Here is a 21,529-nt window from a genome sequence, read left to right as displayed (position 1 = left end):
GCCGCTTGGAGCCATGAAACCTCGTCGACTCCCCAGCCAACTTCACCGCGGCCGTTCATACCGGTGATGCGGGCTTCGCAGGCATCGGCTATTTCGTGCCCAGCGACACGCTGCACGTCGATGCTGCGGCTGCGCTCGGCATCCGCGGCCCCGACGATCTGTTCGGCGGCGTCGTGCCGCATCTGTTCGTCGCGTCCAAGGTCATCACGCATCCCCTGGTGCGTCCAGACGCCGCGCGGCCCGAAGGCTGGGTGGCGCGCTTTGGCGATGCGGTCGCCGGTGCCACGCTGAAAGGCTTCTCCGCCTTCACGCGCGCCGATGCACAGCAGGCCGGCGAGCACCTGCTCGCAGGCGGCGAGGTGCGCATCAAGCCGGCGCGTTCGGCCGGCGGAAAGGACCAGCGCGTGGTCGGCGACGCGGCGCAGCTCGCGCACCGGCTCGATGCCCTGGACCCGGAGGCGTTGCGCACCGATGGCGTGGTGCTGGAAGAGAACCTCGACGACCCCATCGTCCACAGCGTGGGCCAGGTGCGCGTCGGCGGCATCGTGGCCAGCTACCACGGCGTGCAGCGCGAGACGCGCAGCAACCGCAACCATGCCATCTACGGCGGCACGGACGTGCACATGGTGCGCGGCGATTTCGACGCGCTGCTGCAGCAGCCGCTCTCGGCGGGCGTGCGGCGCGCGGTCGAGCAGGCGTCTCTCTATCACGCCGCGGTGATCGACTGCTACCCCGGCTTCTTCGCCTCGCGCATCAACTACGACGTGGCGCAGGGCCGCAACGCGCGCGGCGAACCGTGCAGCGGCGTGCTCGAGCAGTCGTGGCGCCTCGGCGGTGCGACCGGCGCCGAGATTGCGGCGCTGGAGGCCTTTCAGCTGAGCGGAGACCGCCAGGTGGTCCGTGCCTCGTGCGTCGAGGCCTACGGCGGTGCGGCTCCGCCGCCGGGCGCGACGGTCTATTTCCATGGCCACGATCCGGAGATCGGACCGATCGCCAAGTACGCTTTCATCCACCCCGATGCCGACGCTGACTAGAACCATCGAAATCCCCGTGGCCGGCCAGCACATCGACGGCACGCTGGTCGCACCTCCCCAGGTGATCCCTGGCGTGCTGCTCGTGCACGGCTGGGACGGCAGCCGCGACCAGTACAACGCGCGCGCGCACGAACTCGCGGCGCTGGGCTGCGTGTGCCTGGCGATCGACCTGCGCGGCCACGCGCGCCACCAGTCGCAGCGTCTGGCGGTGACGCGCGAGGACAACCTGCAGGATGTGCTCGCCGCCTACGACGCGCTCGCGGCCCATCCGAGCGTGGACGAGCACTCGATCGCCATCGTCGGCAGCAGCTACGGCGGCTATCTCGCGGCGCTCGCAAGCGCGCTGCGGCCGATCCGCTGGCTCGCGCTGCGCGCGCCGGCGATCTACCGCGACGAGAACTGGGACGTTCCCAAGGGCAAGCTCGACCGCGAGGACCTCAACGCCTATCGCCGCACCGCGATCCGCCCGGAGGACAACCGGGCGCTGCAGGCCTGCGCGGACTTCAACGGCGACGTGCTGGTGGTCGAGTCCGAGATCGACAAGACGGTGCCGCACGAGGTGATCGAGAACTACGTGCACGCCTTCAGGCACGTGCGCTCCGTCACCTACCGCGTGCTCGCCGACGCGGACCACGCGCTGTCGACCGACGAGATGCGGCACGCCTACGGCATCCAGCTGGTGAGCTGGATGACCGAGATGGTGCTCGGCGCCAAGGCCGCGACGGGCAAGATCCGCCCGGTGCCGCGCGTGCCGGCGTAGGCCGGCGAGGTGCCCCCGTGGTGCCGGCCCGGTGCGGCAAGAGGCATACTCGACGCGAACTCAACTCGTCAGATCAAGCCGAATGGACAAGGAAGTCGATCCCGCGGTGCTCGGGATCATCAATGAAAAGCGCCTCATGGGCGAAAAGCGCACGCCCGTCGACATCATCGCGAGGATGGGCGTGTTCGACGCCCGCGAAAAAGCAGGCGACCTCGCCTGGCTCGCCACCGGCGACAGCCTCAACGTCATCGCCACGCTGTGGGCGGAACTCGTCAACGTGAGCGCCAGCGGGCGCTGGTTCTACATCGAATCGCTCAATCCGCTCATCCGCATCGGCGGCGGCGACCGCAGCGCCCAGCAGGCGCAGCGCGCCAAGGATCGCCACGGCCTGCTCAAGCGCGCGGTTGACGCAGGCCAGGGCGTTCGCGTGGTGCTGCAGACCAACCGCGTGCCCGTGCTCCAAATGGAGTCGGACAAGACGGCCAAGGTGTCCGTCCGCGTGCCCGACGACGAGGAATGGCACATCGCCGACTGGAATGCGGACCGGCAGCTCGCGATCCTGGTGCGCGGCGAACCCGGCTGGACGCCGAGCGACGAAGAGCTGCAGGCCGCGCGTGCCCGCGCCGCCATGCCCGAGCCGGCGCCAGAGGAAGCACTCGCCGTCCCCACATCGCCCGAAGAGCTGCACGCCGCCGCGATGGAGCACCTGACCAAGCACTTCGCAGGCTACGGCTACAAGGCCGAGAACGTCACGGCCCAGGGCCTGGGCTACGACATCGAGGTCTCGGACAAGAAGGGCAAGACGCTGCTGAAGATCGCGGTGAAGGGCACGAAGTCGGGCGCGCCCGGCTTCCAGCTCAGCAGCGCGGAACGCGCGTGCGCCAAGGCCGGCGATCCGTGGCGCCTGGCGGTGGTCAGCGATGCGCCGGGGCCTGCGGCGCAGCACAAGCTCTACCGCGGCTCCGAGGTCGACAGCGCGCCGGGGTTGCAGCCGTCGTAGCGGCGCTCAGCCCTTTCAGGCCTCTTCCGCCAGCGCCAGCAGCACATCGAGCAACACGTCCGCGCCCCGCAGCAAGTCTGCCGGCGCGGTGTGTTCGCGCGGGTTGTGGCTGATGCCGAGCGCACTGGGCACGAACACCATCGCCGACGGACACACGCGGGCCATCATCTGCGCGTCGTGGCCGGCGCCGGACGTCATGCGCCGCGTGGCGTGGCCGCGCGCCTGCGATGCACGTTCGATGACGCGCACCAACCGCTCGTCGAAGACCACCGGCTCGAATCGCACGAGCCGGCGTGTGTCGATACGCACGGATTGCGCGTCGGCGAGCTTCTCGACGAAGGCGGCGAGTTCCCGCTCCGCACGCTGCAGCGTGGCCTCGTCGGTGTTGCGGAGGTCGACGCTGACCGTCGCGCGCGCCGGGATGACGTTGATGAGGTTCGGGTGCAGGTCCATCGCCCCGACGGTCGCGACCTGGCTCCCGCCGTAGCGCAGCGCCAGCTCGCGCACGAACACCGAGATCGCGGCCGCGCAGTAGCCGGCGTCGCGGCGCAGGCGCATCGGCGTGGTCCCCGCATGGTTGGACTGGCCGGTGATGGTGAACTCCTGCCATGAGATGCCCTGCAGGTTCTCGACCGCGCCGATCTGCACGCCTTCGGCTTCCATGACCGGACCCTGCTCGATGTGCAATTCGACGAACGCATGCGGCACGATCGATCCGCACGCCATCTCGCCGGCGTAGCCGATGCGCGCCAGCTCGTCGCCCAGCCGCGCGCCGTCGGTGCCGCGGGTGTCGAGCGCCCGCTGCAATGCCAGGCCGCCGGCATGCACCAGCGAGCCCATCATGTCGGGCTGGAAGCGCACGCCCTCCTCGTTGGTGAATGCCGCGACGACGAGCGGCCGGTGCGTGACGATGCCGCGTTCATTGAGCCAGCGCACCACTTCGAGCCCGGCCATCACACCGTAGTTGCCGTCGTAGCGGCCACCGGTCGCGACGGTGTCGATGTGGGAGCCGGTCATCACCGGCGACAGGTCCGCCTTGCCGCGCCGCACGCCGAAGATGTTGCCGATGCGGTCGATGGACACGTCGAGGTCGAGCTGGCGCATCCACGCGACGAGCCGGTCGCGGCCCTCGCGGTCGGCGTCGGTCAGCGCGATGCGGCACACGCCGCCGCCTTCGATCGCGCCGATGGCCGCGTGCGCCTCGATGCGTTCGACCAGCGCCGCCTCGCCGACCGAGCGCTGCCGCAGCCACTTCTGCTGGGCCGCAAGCACCTCGTCATGCGAACGTCCGACGAGACTTTCGTACACCGCCGGCGCGGTGGCCCCTTCGGTGTTGATGACGAGTACGCGCGCGTCCGCGGTGAGGCCTGCCTGTTTCCGCCACCCCTCGTTGCGCGCGATGCGTTCGAGCGCGGCCAGCCCCGCGACGCCGGATTCGCCCGCAATCACCGGCACATCGCGATGCGCTCCGCCGGCCAGCAGGCGCATCGCCTCCACCGCCTTCGCATCCGACACCGTCATGAAGACATCGACCGCCGGCTGCAGAAAGCGCCACGCGAGCGGCGATGTCTCGCCGCACGCCAGACCCGCCATCACCGAATCCACGCTGCCGGTCGCGCGCGCCGGACGACCCTGCAGCGCGCTTTGACAGAGGCAGTCGGCCTGCTCGGGCTCCGCGACGATGAAGCGCGGGCGGCGCTCGCCGTAGCGCTCCCAGAAGTGGCTCACGATGCCGGCGGCCAACCCGCCGACGCCGCCCTGCAGGATCACATGCGTCCACGGACAGGCACCGGAAGGCGCGGTCTCGAGCAGTTCCTGGGCGACGATGCCGTAGCCCTGCATCACGTCGCACGGCACGTCCTCATAGCCTTCGTACGAAGTGTCGGACACCACCTCCCAGCCGTTGGCGCGCGCGAGCCGCGCGGCCTCTTCCACCGATTCGTCGTAGTTGCCGGTGATGCGCACGATCTCGGCGCCGAACGCGGCGATCGCGTCCTCTCGCTCCCGGCTGACATGCGCGTGCAGCACGATCACGCAGCGGCAGCCGATGCTCTGCGCGGCAGCGGCCAGCGCGCGGCCGTGGTTGCCGTCGGTGGCACTGATGACGACGAAGTCACGGAGTTCGGCAGCATGCGATCCGCGAAAAAGGTCCTCCGCGCGCCGTGCACGATCGGGCCAGCGGCGCAGCACGAGCCGGATGAGCGCATTGGGCGCGCCGAGCGCCTTGAAGCTGCCGAGGCTGGAACGCTTCGACTCATCCTTGAGCGTGAGCCCCGCGATGCCCAGCGAAGCCGCGAGACCGGGCAGCGACCACGCCGGGGTCGGGTAGGGCGAGAGCCGGTCCCATGTCGACAGTCGCTGCCGGCTTGCGTGCCCTTCGGCAACGCTCAGGATGGCCTGAAGATCGATGTCGTAAGGACGACGTGTGGCGTGGGAATTGAGCAGGAACATGTCAGTTGTCCATAACACTACGCGCCGCCCAGGGCGCATGAAGCCGGCACAGCCGAGACCAGGAACCCCGCGGAACCGGCTAGGCCGGGCCGCCGGGGTTGCCCCCTGCAAGGGGGTGCAGGGCCACACGCAGTGGGCGAGGCTGGGGGTGGGTTCATTTCAGCCGGATGCGCGCCAGTTCGGCGAAGTAGCGCGCTCCGATGGGAAGGATCGAGTCGTTGAAGTCGTAGCGCGCGTTGTGCAGCGGCACCGCGCCGGGGCCGTCGCCGTCGCCGTTGCCGATGAACACGAAGGCGCCGGGAATGCTTTGCAGGAAGCGGCCGAAGTCCTCGGAAATCATCATCGGCGCCACATCCCCGTCGACCTGCGCCGCGCCGGCGACAGTGCGTGCGGCCTCGACAGCGACGCGCACGCATTGCGGCCAGTTGACCGTGGGCGCGAACTCGTGGGTGTATTCGACGACGCAGCACGCGCCGTGCGCATGGCAGATGCCCTCACACAGTTCACGCATGCGCTTTTCGAGGAGCGCCTGCACCTGCGGCGCATCGCTGCGCGTGTCACCCTTGATGACCACCTCGGTCGGGATCGCATTGCGGATGCCGTCGGTGATGAACTCGGTGCACGACACCACCGCCGAACAGCGCGGATCGACCGAGCGCGCCACGATGGTCTGCAGCGCCAGCACGATCTCCGCGCCGATGACCAGCGGATCGACCGCCATGTGCGGCCGGGCCGCGTGGCCGCCGCGCCCGGTGATGCGGATCATGAAGTTGTCCTCGCTGGCCATGATGCCGCCCACGCGGGTCGCGAAATGCCCGGCGGGCATGCCGGGGATGTTGTGGGCGCCGTAGATCTCGTCCATCGGGAAGCGCTCCAGAAGCCCGTCGGCGAGCATCGCGGCCGCGCCCTTGCCATGCTCCTCGGCGGGCTGGAAGACGAAGCGCACGGTGCCGTCGAAGTCGCGGCTGGCGGCGAGCAGTTGCGCGGCGCCGAGCAGCATCGCCATGTGGCCGTCGTGCCCGCAGGCATGCATGCGGCCCGGGTTCGCGGAGGCATAGTCGCGGCGCTCGGCGCTCTCGTGCATCGCGAGCGCATCCATGTCTGCGCGCAGCCCGATCACGCCGCTTCCGCTGCCGACCTTCAGGTTCGCGACGACGCCGGTGCCGCCGATACCGCGATGCACGTCCAGCCCCAGCACTTCGAGGATCTGCGCGACACGGGCCGCGGTGCGCCGCTCGTCGAAGCCGGTCTCGGGAAAGCGGTGAAAGTCGTGTCGCCAGCGCACCCACTCGGCTTCGGGTGCGATGTCGTTCGTGGTGTCCATGGCGGCTGGCTCCTGCCTTTTCTATGGACAGAATTCTTGGTGCATCATCGCGAGCGGAATCACCACCGATGGCGCGATTGGTGAGTTGTTTGTCTCATGCAGCCCGCCATGGAGCTCCAGATGTCTCGACGAATTGGCAAGAAAGGCATTCCGGTGGCGCTCGACGCGCTCGACACCGCGCTGCTCGATCTCCTTCAGCGAGACGCCTCGCTGCCGGTGCGCACGCTGGCCGACCAGGTGGGCAGTTCGCCGGCCACCTGCCAGCGGCGCATCGCGCAGATGCGCGAATCGGGCGTGCTGCAAAAGCAGGTCGCGATCGTGGATCGCCAGCTCGTCGGGCGGCCGCTCACGGTGTTCGTGTCGGTGGAACTGGACAAGCAGAACGCCGCCCTCCTCACGCAGTTCGAAAAGCGCATGGCTGCCGAGGAAGACGTGATGGCCTGCTACGAGGTGTCCGGCGAGTTCGACTTCCTCATCATCGTCAGCGCCGAGTCGATGGCGCAGTACCACGCCTTCACCCGCGAGGTCTTCTCGTCGAACAACAACGTGCGCAACTTCAAGAGCATGTTCGCGATGAACTGCTCGAAGTTCGAGACCCGCGTGCCGCTGCCGCCGCCGGCGGGCGAGCCCGCCTGAATCGCGCCGACGTCAGTTCAGCGCTTGCGCCACCGGCTCGACATCCAGGCCGCGCGCCTGCGCGAGCAGCCGGGCCGCCGCATTGGCCGCCATTTCCATCCGCTTGAGATCGCGCTCGCCGAGGTGGTCGCGTGCTTCGAGGCTGAATCCGCACAGCACGCCGTAGAGGCCGCCATCCGCGAAGCGCACCGGCACGCCGATGTGCGCGCCGAGCACGCCATAGGCAGGCGACAGCCCGTACTGCGTGCGCACCCCCGCGACGCTATCGATCACATGGGGCATGCGGCCGTCGACGATGCGCTGGCAGATGGTCTGGTCGATCTCGTGCGACTGGCCGACTTCGATGATCGCGTCGTCGTCCCTGGCGGCGACGTGGCGGAAGATCCGCCGGCCTTCGACGAATTCGCCGACGAAGACCACTTCGAGATCGATCTGCTCGCGCACGATGCGCAACAGGCCGCCGATCGAACGTTCGATGCATGAAATGCCGTCGACCCCGTAGGCCTCGGCGGTGATTGCCGCGATACGTTCCGACCATTCCACATGATCGAACGCCGGCCTCTCTCTCCCACTTTCCACTGTCGGTTCGCTCCTGTTTGGCGGGTGGCATGGTACGCGGCCCCAGCCCCGCGAAAGGCGCGAACGGAGAAAAGACGCAGGAATTCATCCCAAGGCGTGGTCCATATCCGACAGCCGAGGTTCTTTTGAATACGTTTTTCTTGCACGATCCGCGCCGCTCGCGCAGCGAAAATGCAACGCTCCTGCGGCCCGGGCGCCGCAGGCAAGGAGACTCTTGTGCAAACGTCCCCGGCATCGGATGACCGGCCCCAGGCTGCGCTGCACGATCTGCTGCGCACGGTGCCGCGGCGATACAGGTCGCCGCTGCTGCCGCCGGATCTCGATGCGGCCGTCGCCGCGGGCACCGAGGCCACGCTCGCGTTCGCCATCGAATCGGCGCGTGCCGCCGGGGAACGCGCCGCACCCATGCCCGCCGCGCTGGGCGACGCCTTCACCGCCGCGCTGGCCGCGCTGATCCGCCGCGCCATGGCGCCCGACGGCGGCGACCCGGTCTTCCAGGCCCAGGTGCTGTACTCGCGCGACGCGCAGGTTCGCGACTGGGTGCAGGTCGAGAGCACCGCACCCGTCGATGCGCGCGCGGTGCGTGCGGCGGTCGATGCCTTCGCGCACCCCGGCAAGCTGCGCGACATGCCGGAGGGCGCACGGCGCGATGCCCTGTCGCACCTGCATGCGCTGGCCTCAGCCGGAGAATGGCGCGCGCTCGCGTTGGAGGCCGAATCCCTCGGCGCTTTGTCGATCGGCAACGACGCGGCGCTTCACACGCTGGTGCGCGATCTCGCGAAGCACCCCGCGTTGCAGCGGCGGATCACGGCGGAAGCGATGACCGCGCTGGAAGCGGTCCGGCACTATCGCGCACTGCGCGCCCGGCGCGTGCCGGCGGCGGGAAGCGATGTCGCGCTCGACCAGGGCCGCGCCGCGGCGAGGGAGGGCGCGCAGGCCGAGCAGGCGGCGGCGGAAGCCCTCGGGCAGGTGGCCACCTTCCTGAACGGACTGGAAGGCGGTGAGCGCAGCACGTACCGCGTCCTGCGCAGCCTGCTCACGCCGCGCGTGCTGTCCGGCGGCGGCGACCGGTCGAAGGAAGAGTGGGACGCTGCCCTCGTGAGGAGCATCGGCGGCGGCCTCTGCGACGTCGTCCTGCTGGCCGAAGTGAAGGCCGCACCCGCCGCCGTGACATCGGACATGCCGCGCCTGCTGCGAGGGCTCGCGCGGCTCGCACAGGCGGACGCCGATGCATCCTTTGCCTTCGCCTCGGTCGACGGTCCCGTGCGCCTGCGCGGCCGTTCCCTGCGCGCGCTGGCGCCGCTCGGCCCATCGCTGCCGGCGCCGGTGATCTACCTCTGCCCGGCACCGGCGGAATCGCGCCCCACGCTGCTCGGCGCGGCGGCCAAGGCCGTGCTGCTCTCGGAGCCCGCCAGCCTCGGTTTCGCCTGCGCGCTCGCCAACGGTGCCGCGCCGCCGCACGCCAGCCTTGCGCCCGTGTGGGAAGCCCTGCCGCACGAGCCGCGTCTGCGCGCGACGCTGAACCAATACGACACCGCGCGCCGCGCCCGGGAAGCGATGCTGTACACAGGCGATCTCCTGGCCGCCGTCTCGCAGGCCGGATCGATGCGTCCCCGACAATCGGCGCCATGATTCATTCGTTCGATTCCCGTCCGGTGCTGATCGCCGGCGGCGGCATCGGGGGCATCGCCCTCGCGCTCACCCTGCACCAGATCGGCGTGCCCTGCATCGTGTTCGAGGCGGTTCCCGAGCTGCAGCCGCTGGGCGTGGGCATCAACCTGCAGCCCAACGCGGTGCGCGAGCTGTACGACCTCGGCATCGACGCCCCCGCGCTCGATCGCATCGGCATCCAGGCGCGCGAATGGGCGCTGGTCGGGCGCAACGGCAACGACATCTATTCGGAGCCGCGCGGCCTGCTCGCGGGCTACCGCTGGCCGCAGTACTCGGTGCATCGCGGGCAACTGCAGATGCTGCTTTACCGGACGGCGCTCGAACGGCTCGGCCCCGACGCGGTGCGGGTCGGCCACCGGGTCACCGGCTATCGCAACGACGCGAACGGCGTGACCGCGTTCGTCGAGACGCGCGACGGCCGGCGCATCGAAGCCGAAGGCCGCCTGCTGGTGGCCGCCGACGGCCTGCATTCGGCGGTGCGCGCGCAGATGCACCCCGCGCAGCCGCCGATCCAGTGGGGCGGTGCGATCCTGTGGCGCGGCACGACGCCGGGGGTGCCGGTCCGCAGCGGCGCCTCGTTCGTCGGCGTCGGATCGCTGCGGCACCGCGTGGTGCTCTATCCGATCTCGCCGCCCGATCCGTCGACGGGCCTGGCGACCATCAACTGGATCGCCGAGATCACGGTCGACAACTCCGAAGGCTGGACCCAGGGCGACTGGAACCGCCGGGTCTCGGTGGACGACTTCATCGGGCACTTCGAAGGCTGGAACTACGACTGGCTCGACGTGCCCGCGATGCTGCGTGGCGCGAAGGAGGTCTTCGAATACCCCATGATCGACCGCGACCCGGTGCCGACCTGGGTCGACGGCCGCGTCGCGCTGCTCGGCGACGCGGCGCACGTGATGTACCCCGTGGGCTCCAACGGCGCGAGCCAGGCCATCGTCGACGCGCGCGTGCTCGGTGCCTCGATGCTGGCGCACGGCGTGACGCCGGCGGCGCTCGATGCGTACGACGCGCGGCTGTGCGCCGACATTTCGGCGCTGGTGCTGCGCAATCGCGGCGCCGGCCCCTTCGGCATCCTCGGGCTGGTGGACGAACGCTGCGGCGGCGTGTTCGACGACATCGAGCAGGTCATCCCCGCGGCCGAGCGCGAGGCCTTCATGGCGCGCTACAAGGCCGCGGCGGGCTTCGCGATCGAGACGCTCAACTCGGCGCCGCCGACCATCGCGCCAGGGGCCCGGATGCACGTCGCGTAAGTCGGACAGACCAGACAAGCCGTTCAGGCCGGCAGCAGCGCCTTCCGTGCTGCGGCGACGAGCTGGCGGGTCAGTCCATCGAGCAGGCCCGAGGCCGCGCGCGCCTGCTGCCAATGCAGAGGGACGTCCAGCGGGGTGTCGGGCACCAGTTCGACCAGCGACCCTTCGCGAAGATGCGGTGCGACCAGCGCCAGCGGATGCAGCCCCCAGCCCATGCCGGCCAGCGACGCCGCGACGAACGCGTGCGAGGACGGCAGCGCGTGCCGCGGCAGCTCGACATGCCGATGGCACAGGCGCCGCGCCCAGCGCGCCTGCAGCGTGTCCTTGCGGTTGAACACCAGGCTCGGCGCGGCCGCCAGGCTGCGTGCCCCCACCCCGCGCGCGAAATGCCGCGCCACGAAGGCCGGACTGGCCGCCGCCACATAGCGCATGACGCCGAGCGGGCGGCTGTCGCAGCCCGCGGCCGGTCGGGCGGTGCCGGTCACCGCGGCGAGTACCGCGCCGCTGCGCAGCCACTCGGCGGTGTGGTCCTGGTCGTCCACGGCGATTTCCATCAGCACCGGCGCGTCCGCCGCGAATGCGGCTACCGCCGGCGCGAACCACGTGGCAAGGCTGTCGGCGTTCACCGCGACGGGCAGCGGCACCCGCGCGGCGCCCTCGGGCGCGAGCGCCGGCAGCGCGCCTTCCAGCGCCTGCTCGAGCAGGCGGACCCGGTCCACGTGCTGGCACAGGCGCCGGCCGGTCTCGGTGGCGGTGCAGGGCTGCCCACGCACGACCAGCGCGCAACCCACGCGCTCCTCGAGCAGGCGGATGCGTTGCGAAATGGCCGAGGGCGTGACGTGCAGCGCACGCGCCGCCCGATCGAAGCTGCCCTCGCGAATCACGGCGGCCAGCGCGGAGAGCGCCGAATAGTCGAGCATCGGATTAGTTTTTCTAAATCTTGATTAGAAGAGATAGTTTGTCTTCAGCCAACCGCGCAGGCAAGCTTGGGGCATGCCGCTGCTCCTCGCCAACGCTTCACTCGCTTTGCCCGTCTTCGTCCAGGGGCTGGCTCTCTCGTTCGGGCTCATCGTCGCGATCGGTGCGCAGAACGCCTTCGTGCTGTGCCAGGGGCTGCGGCGCGAGCACGTGGGCGGTGTGGTGCTGTTCTGCGCGGTGGCGGACGGCGTCCTGATCGCTTCGGGCGTCCTGGGCATGGCGCATGCACTCGGGGATCGGCCCGGACTGGCGCGGGGGCTCGCGCTGGCCGGCGCGGTCTTCCTCGCGGCCTACGGCGTTCAGGCGCTGCGGCGTGCGCGCCGCACGCAGGGCTTGCATGCGGCGGAAGGCGCGGCGAATCCCGGCCGCGCCGCCGTGCTGGCGCAGGCGGCCGCGTTCACGCTGCTCAACCCGCACGTGTACCTCGACACCGTGCTGCTGGTCGGCAGCATCGGCGCCCAACAGCCCGCCGCGCTGCGGGGCTGGTTCGTGGCCGGCGCGAGCGCGGCGAGCCTCTGCTGGTTCGGTCTGCTCGGCTATGGCGCGCGCTGGCTCGCGCCCTGGTTCGCGCGGCCGCGGGCGTGGCAGGTGCTGGACGCGCTCGTGGGTCTCACCATGGGCGTGCTCGCCGTGCTGCTCATGGGTCGCGTCTTCGCCGGCTTCTGACGACGGCGCACGCCCCCCGCCCTACTCCGCCTTGATGTTGTTGTCCTTGACCACCTTGCCCCACCGCTGGGACTCGGCGCGCATCCATTCGGCAATCTGCTGACGGTTCATCGGCGAAGGCTCGGAACCGAGGTCCTGCAGATGCTTCGCGAACTCGGGCTGCGTCACGATGCGCTGCACGGCAGCCTGCAGCTTGTCGAGCACGGCCGGCGGCGTGTTGGCGGGCGCGAGCAGTCCCTGCCACGACCCGGTGACGAAATCGGGGATCTGCGATGCGACGGTCGGCACGCCCGGCGTCGCCGCGAACGGCTTGGCGCTGGTGACCGCGATCGCCTTGACCTTGCCGCCCTGCACCAGCTGGTTGGTGGCGACCACGCTTGCCATCGCGCTGTCGATCTGGCCGCCGGAGAGATCGGCCAGCGCCTGCGAGCCGCCCTTGTAGCCGATCACATTGAACTCGAAGCCGCGGTTCTGCGCGAGCAGGATGCCCGCGAGCTGGCTGATGGACGCCAGCGGCGTGCCGAAACTCACGGGCTTGCCGCTCTTCCTGGCATAGGCGGCGAGCTCGTCGATGTTCTTCACCGGCAGGTCCTTGCGCACCACCAGCAGATGCGGCGAATAGGCCGGGATCGCGATCGGCGCGAGGTCCTTCTCCGGGTTGTAGGTGAGCTGCGTCACCACGCTCGGGCCGATGGTCAGAACGCTCATGTCGAGCAGCAAAAGGGTGTAGCCGTCGGGCGCGGACTTGGCCACGAATGCCGCGCCGATGTGGCCGTTGCCGCCGGCCTTGTTCTCGACGATGACCGTCTGCTTGAACGCGTCGCCCAGCTCCTTGCCGAGCAGGCGCCCCAGCACGTCCGACGTGCCGCCCGGCGGGTTGGGCACGATGATGCGGATCATCTTGTTGGGATAGTTCGCTGCCGCGTCCTGCGCATGGGCCGGCAGCGAAGTCCCGGCCAGCAGCGCCACGGCGGCCATGCCGAGCAACGCCCGCCGGGCCATGGCGGGAACGGACGGGGTGATGGAAGTCTCAGCTTTCATGGATGTCTCCGAAATGTGTGGACGCGAAGGAAGGCGTGGGCGATCAGGTCGCCTGGTAGATGACGTTGCGCAGCGGCTGCCCCTGCTGCAGCCGAAGGATGTTGTCGGCCATGAAGCGGTAGCGCCGGTCGAGCAGCTCCGGCGTCATGGCCGAGATGTGCGGCGTGGCGCGGACGTTGGGCAGCTCGTGCAGCGGCCAGCGCGAGGGAGCCACCGGCGGCTGGCCCTTCTTCGGGTACTGGTACCAGACATCGAGCACCGCCCGCGCGAGGCGCTGGTCGCGCAGGGCTTCGTACAGCGCCTGCTCGTCGACCACCTCGGCGCGCGCCACGTTCACCAGCAGCGCCTGTGCAGGCAGCAACGCGAGCTGGCGTGCGCCGATCAGCCCCCGGGTGCTGTCGTCGAGCGGGCAGCAGATCACGAGGAACCGGGTGCGGGGCAGCACGTCGTCCAGCGCCGATACGGCGACGAACTCGTCGGCCAGTTCCGCCGGCCCCGGCTTGCCGCTGCGCGTCACCGCGACCACGTGCATGCCCAGCGCCCGCGCGCGGCGCGCGATCTCCTGCCCGATGTGGCCGAAGCCGACGATCGCGAGCGTCTTGCCGTGCGCCTCTTCATGCTGGGGCCGGCTGGCGTAGGCCTTCGCCCAGGCGTCCGCGTCCAGGCGCGCCGGGTACTGCCAGAGCTGCAGGCCGTGCTCCAGGATGGCGTGGAGCGTGAACTCCGCGATCGGCACTTCGTGGCCGTGCACGTTGCACACCGTCGTGCCGGAAGGCAGCGAGCCGCAGGCGATCTGCTCCGATCCGGCGCCGGGCACATGGACCAGCCGGCAGCGCAGGCGGGCCGCTTCGCTCTCGCCGATGCTGTTGCCGATGACGACATCGGAATGGATGAGGCCTGCTTCGGGAAAGGCCTGCAGCGCTTCGACCTCGTGCCCGGGCCCGAGGAGTTCGCGCAAACGCGGCGCGTTGGGCGCATGGAGCCCGACGATCTGGATATGCATGGCTAGCGGCTCTCGCGAACGATGAGGTCGGGCCGCTGCTTGAAGCTGTCCTTCAATCGCGTACCGAGCCCGGCGGCCACGGTGGGCTGCGCCATGCCTTCGCGGATCACGGGCAGGTCGGTGACGATGTCGCGATACCAGGTGGCCAGCGTGGCGCGGACCACCTCCTGGTAGATCGCGGTCGGCGCATGCAGCGCCATCTGCAGGCCGGCCATCAGCGTGACCGGGCCGGTGCAATCGTGCGGCGCCAGCGGCCGGTTGTAGGCCTGCGCCAGCGCCGCGATCTTGCGTCCCTCGCTGAAGCCGCCGCACCACGCGAGGTCCAGCATCACCACGTCGAGCGCATCGTTGGCCAGCAGGTCGCGGAACGGGCGCAGGCCGCCCAGCGTCTCGCTGCCGCACACCGGCACGCGCGTGCGTCGCCGAAGGTCCGCGAGGGCGGCGTGATCGTCCATCTTGCACAGCGGGTCCTCGACCCAGAACACGTCGTAGTCCTCCAGCGCCTGGCAGATGCGCAGGGCCGAGTGGCCGCCGAAGAGGCTGTGCAGCTCGCACATCACTTCGATGCGGTTGCCGACCGCCTCGCGGATCTTGCGGAACGGCGCCAGGCCCTTCTCGAGATCGGGCAGGCTGATGAGGTGGCCGCCGCTCTTGGGCGCGTAGATGTCGAAGGGCCAGATCTTCATGGCCTTGTAGCCCTCGTCCAGCAGGCTGCGCGCGAGCTCGCCGGCATCGTGCATGAAGGCCACCTGGTCGTCGTAGGGCCCCTGGGGCTTGTCCTCGTCGCCGATGTCGCGGCGCCGGCCATTCGTGTTGTAGGCGTAGCCGGCGCAGGTGTTGTAGACCGGCACGCTGTCACGCGCCGCCCCCCCGAGCGCCTCGTGGATCGGCACGCCCTGGCGCTGGCCGGCCAGGTCCCAGAGCGCGATGTCGATCACGCTGGCCGAGCGCACTTCCACGCCCGATCCGTTGTAGCCCACGTAGGGCGTCAGCAGGTGGCGCGAAATGCCTTCGATGTGCCGCGAGTCGCGCCCCACCAGCCACGGCGCGAGCTCGTCGTGCAGGCAGGTCTCGACCGACACCGCGCCGCGGAAGGTCTCGCCGAGGCCGACGAGGCCGTCGCTCGTCTCGAGTTCGAGCCAGATCAGGCTGGGCCTGTCAGGCAGCCGGTAGGTTCGGAGGCAGCGTATGGTTGACATGATTTACAGCTTTTTATATCTTTGCCGGATGATCAAAGATCCGGTTTGCTCTTGAATGCATTCTCCTCAGGAGAGCGTCTCGCGCTTTTCACGATTTCCCTGTAAATAGCTGTCATATGAAAACTAGGGCTCCGGACGCTGACGCGACGCCGCAAACGCACAGGGCGGACCGCCTGCTCGCCGACAAGGTCTACGAGGACCTGCTCCAGCTGCTGGGCACACCGGGCTTCGAGCCGCGTGCACGCCTGCCCGGCGAGACCGCCTTGTCGCAGCATCTGGGCGTCTCGCGTCCGGTGCTTCGCCAGGCGCTGGCGCGCCTGCGTGAAGAGGGCCGCATCTACGTGCGCAAAGGCTCGGGCAACTTCGTCACGGACGCGTTGCCGCAAGCCACGCCCATCTCGCTGAGCACGCTGAAGAACATCGCGGACATCCGCGCCTTCCTGGAATTCCGGTGCTTCATGGAAGGCGAAGCCGCGGCGCGTGCGGCGCGGATGCGCACCGCCGACGAGATGCACCACATCCGCCGCTGCCGCGAGCGCTTCGATCAGGCCCTGGCGGACGGCAGCGACGCCATCGAAGAAGACGTCGCCTTCCACGACGCGGTGGCCCAGGCCTGCGGCAACCGCTTCTTCAGCATGACGATGACGGCACTGGCGCCGCAGACGCGCTTCAGCATCGGGCTTTCACGCAGCCTTGCGGGACGCCCGCAAGGCGAGCGCCGGGCGGGAGTGTGTCAGGAGCACGCGGCCGTGGAACAGGCGATCGAGCGGCAGGATGCCGATGCCGCACGCCAGGCGATGGAGGCGCATCTGCGCGGAGGGATCGCGCGGCTGTTCGGCCAGGAACAGCGCGCCTGAAAATTACGGGCACCTTGGCCCCCAGCAGGGGGCAGCCGCGCGCCGCTCAGTTCCTTGAGCCGTGGGCAATTCGGTTGCGCATGCCACGCATGCTGCGCCACGGCACGTCTGCGTGCGCCTGCGCGAAGTCGGCATGGCCCTCCATCACCTTCGTGGCAGCCTCGCCGATGATGATGAGGTTCATGATGACCGCCTGCTGAGTTCGCTTGTCCGCCAGGAAGCCCTCCTTGGCTGAACCCTCCACAAAGCCGCAGGCGTCGGTGGCGGCCTGGCACATGTGGTCGAGGTAGTCGGCCAGCCGGTCTTCGCTCATACCGGTTGCGCCTCGGCGAGCACCTTGGCCCGGAACTTCAGCGGCAGGTCGGCCGGTGTCAACAGATCGACATGGATGCCCAGTAACGTTTCCAACTCGTCCTGCAACCCCCCCAGGTCGAACAGTGTTGCGCCGGGCAGTGCATCGACGAGCAGATCCAGATCACCGCCATCCCGGTCGGTGCCGCGAAGTACCGAGCCGAACACGCGCGGATTCGCTGTGCAGAAGCGAGCGGCGAGATCGCGCACTGCATTTCGCTTCATCTCGAGCGCAACAGACGGTCGCATGGGAATCCTTTCTCTTGTCGGGATGATATGCAAACCGCCGTAGCGCCACACAGCGCAATCCAGCCGAGCCAAGGCCCTTCGTCAACCGACGCGCCCGAACCACACGAACGAAAGCACCCCCGCCGCGATCGCGATCACGGCCGCGATCAGCGTCACCACGCCGGAGAGCTCGGTTTCGCGCGTCAGCACCTGCACACGCGTGCCGAGGTTCCGGTAGACGCTGTGGAGCGACTCCGCGGTGCCCGCGTGGTGGTATTCGCCCGCGGTCATGCGCGCCACTTCGCGCAGCGTCGGCTCGTCGAGCTGCATGTAGATCGCCAGGCCGTCGGACGTGGGAACGTCGCCGTCGACCGTGCCGAGCCCGATCACGTAGATGCGGACACCGCGATCGGCGGCCATCTTCGCGGCCTCCAGTGTGTCGACACCGGTGGTGCGGCGGCCGTCGCTCAAGAGGATGATGGCGGCGGAGTCGTATGAGCCCGGCGCCACCGGAGTGAATTCCTTGACCGGCAACTTCTCCTTCTTGTCTTTTTTGTCCAGGCTGCGACCGTAGCGCGTGCTGGGCGTGTCGAGGTCGTCGAGTTCGATGCCCTGCTCCGGGAAGAGCTCCGCCAGGCACAGCACGATCCCGTTCCCGATCGCGGTGCCCATCTGCATCTGGATGCCGTCGATGCTGGCGACGAGTGCCTCGCGGTCCAGCGTCATGCGCTGCGCGACCTGGCCGCTGCCGGCGAAAGTCACCAGGCCGACTTCGATGTTCTTAGGCAGCTCGCGCAGGAATGACTTCGCGGCCTCCTGCGCGGCCGCGATCCGGGTCGGCTTGACGTCGCTGACGCGCATGCTGAGCGACACGTCGATGGCCAGCATGACCGATGAACGCATCCACGGGAGCGGCACGCGCGCCACCGGACGGGCCGCCGCAACGACCAGCCCGATCAGCGCGAGCAGGAACAGCGCCGGCGGCACATGCCGCCGCCATGCGTGTCCCACCGCCCCGCGCACGACGCTCAGGCTGCTGAAGCGCAAGGCCGCCGTGCTGCGGCGCCGCAGCAACCAGACGTAGGCCGCCGGCAGCAGCGGAAGCAGCATCAGCACCCAGAGGACGTCAGGCCAGAGGAAGAACATCGGCGTCGTCGTGCGGTTTGGCACCGTGCCGCAGACGACGACGGGGGTGTCGACCCATCTCGGCAGTGCCGCGATATCGTGCCCTCGAACTTCGCGATTCGCAACCGCCGGACGAGGGTCGATCAGCGATTCATTGCGCTCTCGCAAACCTTGCTGGAGGCTGACCCTCCGCCCGGCCGCCGGCGCGTGTGCTCCGACGGAGCCGCTTCCCGCCGAGGCTTACTTGTTCGGCTGCGGGGTGATGCGCAAGTAGGGACGCACTGCCTTGTAGCCCTTCGGGAAGCGCTGGGCGATTTCCGCCGGGTCCTGCAGGCTGGGAAGGATGACCACGTCGTCGCCGTCCCTCCAATTCACCGGTGTTGCCACCTTATGGCTGTCGGTGAGCTGCAGCGAATCGATGACCCGAAGGATCTCGTCGAAGTTGCGCCCGGTGCTTGCCGGATAGGTGATGGTGGTGCGGATCACCTTCTTCGGATCGATGATGAACACGCTGCGCACCGTCGCGGTCGTCGAGGCGTTCGGGTGGATCAGGTCGTAGAGGCCGGCCACCTTGCGGTCCACGTCCGCCAGGATCGGGAAATCGACGGTCGTGTCCTGCGTGTCGTTGATGTCGCCGATCCATTCCCTGTGCTTGTCGACCGGATCGACGCTGACCGCGATCGGCTTGACACCGCGTCTGGCGAACTCGCCCGAGAGCGCTGCCGTCCTGCCCAGTTCGGTGGTGCAGACGGGCGTGAAGTCCGCAGGATGCGAGAAGAGCACGACCCACGAATCGCCGGCCCACGCGTGGAATGCGATCGGACCCTCGTTCGAGTCCTGGGTGAAATCGGGGGCGGTGTCGCCGAGACGAAGTGTTGTCATGTGGATGTCCGGATTCACGAGTGGAAGCGCATCGATTCTCTGGAACACCTGCCGCGAGGCAACGAACGAGTTGTTCTTTCGGTATGGCGATTTCGCATATCTCGTCTTCGCGTCCAGCCGACGGCTGCACCGGCGCGGCTCAGAAGCCCTGCAGCACCACCTTGCCCTGCGCCTTGCCGCTTTCGATCAACGCATGGGCGCGGCGGAGATTCGCCGCGTTGATCGCACCGAAGCTGGCATTGGCCGTGGTGCGGATGCGCCCCGCATCGACGAGCGCGGCGACCTCGGCCAGCAGCTCGCCCTGGCGCGCCATGTCCGGCGTTTCGAAGCGCGATCGCGCGAACATCATCTCCCAGTGCAGCGAGATCGACTTGGTCTTCAGCGGCATCGCATCGAGCACCGGCATGTCGTCGATCACCGCGAGTCGTCCTTGCGGCTCGAGCGCTTCGATGATCTGCGCGTAGTGCTGCTGCGTCTGCGTCAGGCTGGCGACCATGTCGACCTGGCCGATGCCTGCCGCCTTGAGTTCGGCCGCGAGCGGCCGCGAATGGTCGACGACCGCGTGCGCGCCCAGTGACAGGCACCAGTCGCGCGTCTGCGGCCGCGAAGCGGTGGCGATCACGCGCAATTGCGTCAATTGCCGGGCGAGCTGGATGAGGATGGAGCCCACGCCGCCCGCACCGCCCGTGACCAGCAGCGTCTTTCCGGCACCGCCGCCCTTGGCCACGCCGAGCCGGTCGAAGAGCAGTTCATAGGCGGTGATCGTGGTGAGCGGCAAGGCGGCCGCCTGCGCGTCGTCGAGGCTGCGCGGCGCGAGCGCGGCAATGCGCTCGTCGACCACGTGCAATTCGCTGTTCGCGCCGGGACGGATGACCGAGCCGGCGTAGTAGACGCGGTCGCCCGGCTTGAAGCCGCCGACCTGCGGCCCGACCGCTTCGACGATGCCGACCGCATCCCAGCCGAGAACCTTGACCTGCCCGGGTTCGGGCGCCGCGTTCTTCCTCACTTTCGTGTCGACCGGGTTCACCGAGATCGCCTTCACGCGGACCAGGAGGTCGCGCGCGGACGGTGTCGGCTCGGGCAGTTCGAGGTCTTCGAGCGACGCCGGATCGTCGATGGGAAGGGATTGGCGGTAGCCGACGGCTTTCATAGGGATCCTCTCGATGTGGCGGATGAACGATGCAGCGAATGTAGAGACACAATCGTGATTTGATAACCCGTATGCGAATAGCTTCAATTTCAAATGAAGATTGAAAATCTGGCCGACCTCCGCGTGCTCGTGCACACCGCGCGCAACGGAACGCTCACCGCCGCCGCGGGCGCGCTCGGCATCACCCCGGCGGCCGCGAGCGCGGGGCTCAAGCGGCTGGAGGCGCAACTCGGCGCGCGGCTCTTCGAGCGCTCCACCCGGGCGATGCGCCTCACCCCGCAGGGGCAGACCCTGCTCGACTACGCCGTGCGCGCGTTCGAACTGCTGGAGGAAGCCGAGTCGCAGGTGTCCGCCGACCGCGGCGCGCTCGTCGGCACGGTTCGCGTGGCCGCGCCGTCGGACCTGACCCGCGTCACGCTGCTGGCGTGGTTCGACGAGTTCCTGGATCTGCACCCGGGCCTGCAACTCTCGCTGTCGGTCGGCGACCGTCCGCTGGACGTGACGCGCGACGAAGTGGATGTCGCGCTGCGCTACGGCGTGCTGTCGGATTCGCGCCTGGTCGCGCGCCGGCTGGCCGATTCGCGGCCGGTGCTGTGCGCATCGCCCAACTACCTGCGCCGCCACCCCGCGCCGCGGACGCCGCAGGAACTCGTGCATCACAACTGCCTGACCTTCCACCGCAGCGGCCGCCGCCAGCGCGTATGGCGCTTTGCGCGCGACGGTCAGTGGACCGAAGTGCGGGTGGACGGGGACCGCGTCGCCGACGATGCGTCGCTGGCGCGCGAATGGGCGCTCGCGGGGCGGGGCATCACGCTCAAGTCCGCGCTCGACGTGCGGGGCGACGAAGCATCCGGCGCGCTCGTCCGGCTGCTGCCGGACTGGGACACCGAGCCCTATCCCCTGCACGCCCTCCTGCCCAGCGGGCGCTTCGTGCCGGCGCGCGTGCGGGCGCTCGTGGACTTTCTCGCGATGAAGTTCACTCCCATGTCGGGCTCGCTCGGATCGCCCGAATGAGCCTTGCCGGCCCGGCGTTTCTCTTTGGCTTGCCTGCCCCCGGTGCTACGCTCCGGCCCACACGGGCACAGGAGACGAAGATGACGGCCAGCTACGTGGACATCCAGGGCGCCCAGGCGGACATCGATCTCTGGGACGGACTCATCAAGGACCACAACGCGCTCATCGGCGCCATGCTGCAGCGGATGTCGCAGGTCGCGAGTGCGGAAGCCGAGTGGTTCGACGAGCGCATCACCGAAGCCGAAAGCATCGAGAACCGCCTGGTCGTCGGACTCGATCGGGCGCAGCGGCGCTTGCGAGGCTTGATCTAGTACCCCGGGTTGC

General features: G+C 69.2%; 22 protein-coding genes and 1 pseudogene. 10 read left to right on the top strand and 13 right to left on the bottom strand.

The window, feature by feature from the left end:
- Positions 1-95 precede the first annotated feature (95 nt).
- The 3 genes from WKW77_RS26295 (at position 96) to WKW77_RS26285 (ending at position 2,794) form a co-directional block, all read left to right on the top strand.
- Positions 96-1,034, top strand: a complete 939-nt coding sequence (locus WKW77_RS26295) for a DUF3182 family protein (protein ID WP_340359833.1) — start codon at positions 96-98, stop codon at positions 1,032-1,034.
- Positions 1,018-1,794, top strand: a complete 777-nt coding sequence (locus tag WKW77_RS26290) for an alpha/beta hydrolase family protein (RefSeq protein WP_340359832.1) — start codon at positions 1,018-1,020, stop codon at positions 1,792-1,794. The genes WKW77_RS26295 and WKW77_RS26290 overlap by 17 nt, the downstream gene beginning before the upstream one ends.
- A gap of 82 nt (positions 1,795-1,876) precedes the next feature.
- Positions 1,877-2,794 carry a protein NO VEIN domain-containing protein gene (locus WKW77_RS26285; RefSeq protein WP_340359831.1) on the top strand — a complete coding sequence of 306 codons (918 nt, stop codon included), beginning with the start codon at positions 1,877-1,879 and terminating at the stop codon, positions 2,792-2,794.
- A gap of 15 nt (positions 2,795-2,809) precedes the next feature.
- Here WKW77_RS26285 and WKW77_RS26280 read toward each other — a convergent pair whose 3' ends face one another.
- The 3 genes and pseudogenes from WKW77_RS26280 to WKW77_RS26270 form a co-directional block, all read right to left on the bottom strand.
- The gene (locus WKW77_RS26280) at positions 2,810-4,042 is read right to left on the bottom strand and encodes a M20 family metallo-hydrolase (protein ID WP_340359842.1); all 1,233 of its coding nucleotides are present in this window, start codon (positions 4,040-4,042) and stop codon (positions 2,810-2,812) included.
- A 9-nt stretch (positions 4,043-4,051) separates the two neighbouring features.
- Positions 4,052-5,245 (bottom strand): annotated as a pseudogene (locus WKW77_RS26275) (diaminopropionate ammonia-lyase); the annotation flags it as partial.
- Between the two features lie 154 nt (positions 5,246-5,399).
- Positions 5,400-6,569, bottom strand: a complete 1,170-nt coding sequence (locus WKW77_RS26270) for a M20 aminoacylase family protein (RefSeq protein ID WP_340359830.1) — start codon at positions 6,567-6,569, stop codon at positions 5,400-5,402.
- 153 nt (positions 6,570-6,722) lie between these two features.
- Between WKW77_RS26270 and WKW77_RS26265 the strand changes: the two genes are divergently transcribed.
- A complete protein-coding gene (locus WKW77_RS26265) occupies positions 6,723-7,205 on the top strand; it encodes an Lrp/AsnC family transcriptional regulator (protein ID WP_422823275.1) in 483 nt (160 codons plus the stop codon).
- 12 nt (positions 7,206-7,217) lie between these two features.
- Here WKW77_RS26265 and WKW77_RS26260 read toward each other — a convergent pair whose 3' ends face one another.
- Positions 7,218-7,748: a GAF domain-containing protein gene (locus tag WKW77_RS26260; RefSeq protein WP_340359828.1), complete on the bottom strand. Its 531-nt coding sequence runs from the start codon at positions 7,746-7,748 to the stop codon at positions 7,218-7,220.
- A 252-nt stretch (positions 7,749-8,000) separates the two neighbouring features.
- On the opposite strand from WKW77_RS26260, the gene WKW77_RS26255 reads away from it, so the two are divergent.
- Together WKW77_RS26255 and WKW77_RS26250 are read left to right on the top strand one after the other, a co-directional pair.
- A complete protein-coding gene (locus WKW77_RS26255; protein ID WP_340359827.1) occupies positions 8,001-9,416 on the top strand; it encodes a hypothetical protein in 1,416 nt (471 codons plus the stop codon).
- Positions 9,413-10,711, top strand: a complete 1,299-nt coding sequence (locus WKW77_RS26250; RefSeq protein ID WP_340359826.1) for a flavin-dependent oxidoreductase — start codon at positions 9,413-9,415, stop codon at positions 10,709-10,711. The genes WKW77_RS26255 and WKW77_RS26250 overlap by 4 nt, the downstream gene beginning before the upstream one ends.
- Positions 10,712-10,734: 23 nt before the next feature.
- Here the strand turns inward: WKW77_RS26250 and WKW77_RS26245 are convergent, their stop codons facing one another.
- Positions 10,735-11,631 carry a LysR family transcriptional regulator ArgP gene (locus WKW77_RS26245; RefSeq protein ID WP_340359825.1) on the bottom strand — a complete coding sequence of 299 codons (897 nt, stop codon included), beginning with the start codon at positions 11,629-11,631 and terminating at the stop codon, positions 10,735-10,737.
- 73 nt (positions 11,632-11,704) lie between these two features.
- Here WKW77_RS26245 and WKW77_RS26240 point away from each other — a divergent pair, with 73 nt between their 5' ends.
- Positions 11,705-12,355: a LysE/ArgO family amino acid transporter gene (locus WKW77_RS26240; RefSeq protein ID WP_340359824.1), complete on the top strand. Its 651-nt coding sequence runs from the start codon at positions 11,705-11,707 to the stop codon at positions 12,353-12,355.
- 21 nt (positions 12,356-12,376) lie between these two features.
- On the opposite strand, the gene WKW77_RS26235 is transcribed toward WKW77_RS26240, so the two are convergent.
- From WKW77_RS26235 to WKW77_RS26225, 3 genes are read right to left on the bottom strand one after another with little or no spacing between them, the layout of a single operon-like run.
- The gene (locus tag WKW77_RS26235) at positions 12,377-13,396 is read right to left on the bottom strand and encodes a Bug family tripartite tricarboxylate transporter substrate binding protein (RefSeq protein WP_340359823.1); all 1,020 of its coding nucleotides are present in this window, start codon (positions 13,394-13,396) and stop codon (positions 12,377-12,379) included.
- A gap of 43 nt (positions 13,397-13,439) precedes the next feature.
- Positions 13,440-14,399, bottom strand: coding sequence for a 2-hydroxyacid dehydrogenase (locus WKW77_RS26230; RefSeq protein WP_340359822.1), 960 nt, complete (start codon positions 14,397-14,399; stop codon positions 13,440-13,442).
- Between the two features lie 2 nt (positions 14,400-14,401).
- On the bottom strand, positions 14,402-15,598 hold the full coding sequence (locus WKW77_RS26225) for a mandelate racemase/muconate lactonizing enzyme family protein (protein ID WP_340359821.1): 1,197 nt from the start codon (positions 15,596-15,598) through the stop codon (positions 14,402-14,404).
- Between the two features lie 116 nt (positions 15,599-15,714).
- Between WKW77_RS26225 and WKW77_RS26220 the strand changes: the two genes are divergently transcribed.
- A complete protein-coding gene (locus tag WKW77_RS26220) occupies positions 15,715-16,455 on the top strand; it encodes a FadR/GntR family transcriptional regulator (protein ID WP_340359820.1) in 741 nt (246 codons plus the stop codon).
- Positions 16,456-16,501: 46 nt separating this feature from the next.
- On the opposite strand, the gene WKW77_RS26215 is transcribed toward WKW77_RS26220, so the two are convergent.
- The 5 genes from WKW77_RS26215 to WKW77_RS26195 all read right to left on the bottom strand — a co-directional run bounded on the left by WKW77_RS26215 (position 16,502) and on the right by WKW77_RS26195 (position 20,191).
- Positions 16,502-16,768: a HepT-like ribonuclease domain-containing protein gene (locus WKW77_RS26215; RefSeq protein ID WP_479694170.1), complete on the bottom strand. Its 267-nt coding sequence runs from the start codon at positions 16,766-16,768 to the stop codon at positions 16,502-16,504.
- On the bottom strand, positions 16,765-17,055 hold the full coding sequence (locus tag WKW77_RS26210; RefSeq protein ID WP_340359819.1) for a nucleotidyltransferase family protein: 291 nt from the start codon (positions 17,053-17,055) through the stop codon (positions 16,765-16,767). The genes WKW77_RS26215 and WKW77_RS26210 overlap by 4 nt, the downstream gene beginning before the upstream one ends.
- A gap of 81 nt (positions 17,056-17,136) precedes the next feature.
- Positions 17,137-18,180, bottom strand: a complete 1,044-nt coding sequence (locus tag WKW77_RS26205) for a VWA domain-containing protein (protein ID WP_340359818.1) — start codon at positions 18,178-18,180, stop codon at positions 17,137-17,139.
- Between the two features lie 219 nt (positions 18,181-18,399).
- Positions 18,400-19,041, bottom strand: a complete 642-nt coding sequence (locus WKW77_RS26200) for a peroxiredoxin (protein ID WP_340359817.1) — start codon at positions 19,039-19,041, stop codon at positions 18,400-18,402.
- Between the two features lie 139 nt (positions 19,042-19,180).
- The gene (locus tag WKW77_RS26195) at positions 19,181-20,191 is read right to left on the bottom strand and encodes a zinc-binding alcohol dehydrogenase family protein (protein ID WP_340359816.1); all 1,011 of its coding nucleotides are present in this window, start codon (positions 20,189-20,191) and stop codon (positions 19,181-19,183) included.
- Positions 20,192-20,284: 93 nt separating this feature from the next.
- On the opposite strand from WKW77_RS26195, the gene WKW77_RS26190 reads away from it, so the two are divergent.
- Complete coding sequence (locus WKW77_RS26190; protein WP_340359815.1) at positions 20,285-21,205, top strand: LysR family transcriptional regulator; 921 nt, start codon at positions 20,285-20,287, stop codon at positions 21,203-21,205.
- Between the two features lie 80 nt (positions 21,206-21,285).
- A complete protein-coding gene (locus tag WKW77_RS26185; RefSeq protein ID WP_340359814.1) occupies positions 21,286-21,516 on the top strand; it encodes a hypothetical protein in 231 nt (76 codons plus the stop codon).
- Positions 21,517-21,529: the final 13 nt, after the last annotated feature.

This window comes from Variovorax ureilyticus, from assembly GCF_037889935.1.
GTDB lineage: Bacteria > Pseudomonadota > Gammaproteobacteria > Burkholderiales > Burkholderiaceae_C > Variovorax > Variovorax ureilyticus.
This window is presented reverse-complemented; position numbering and strand designations above follow the sequence as displayed.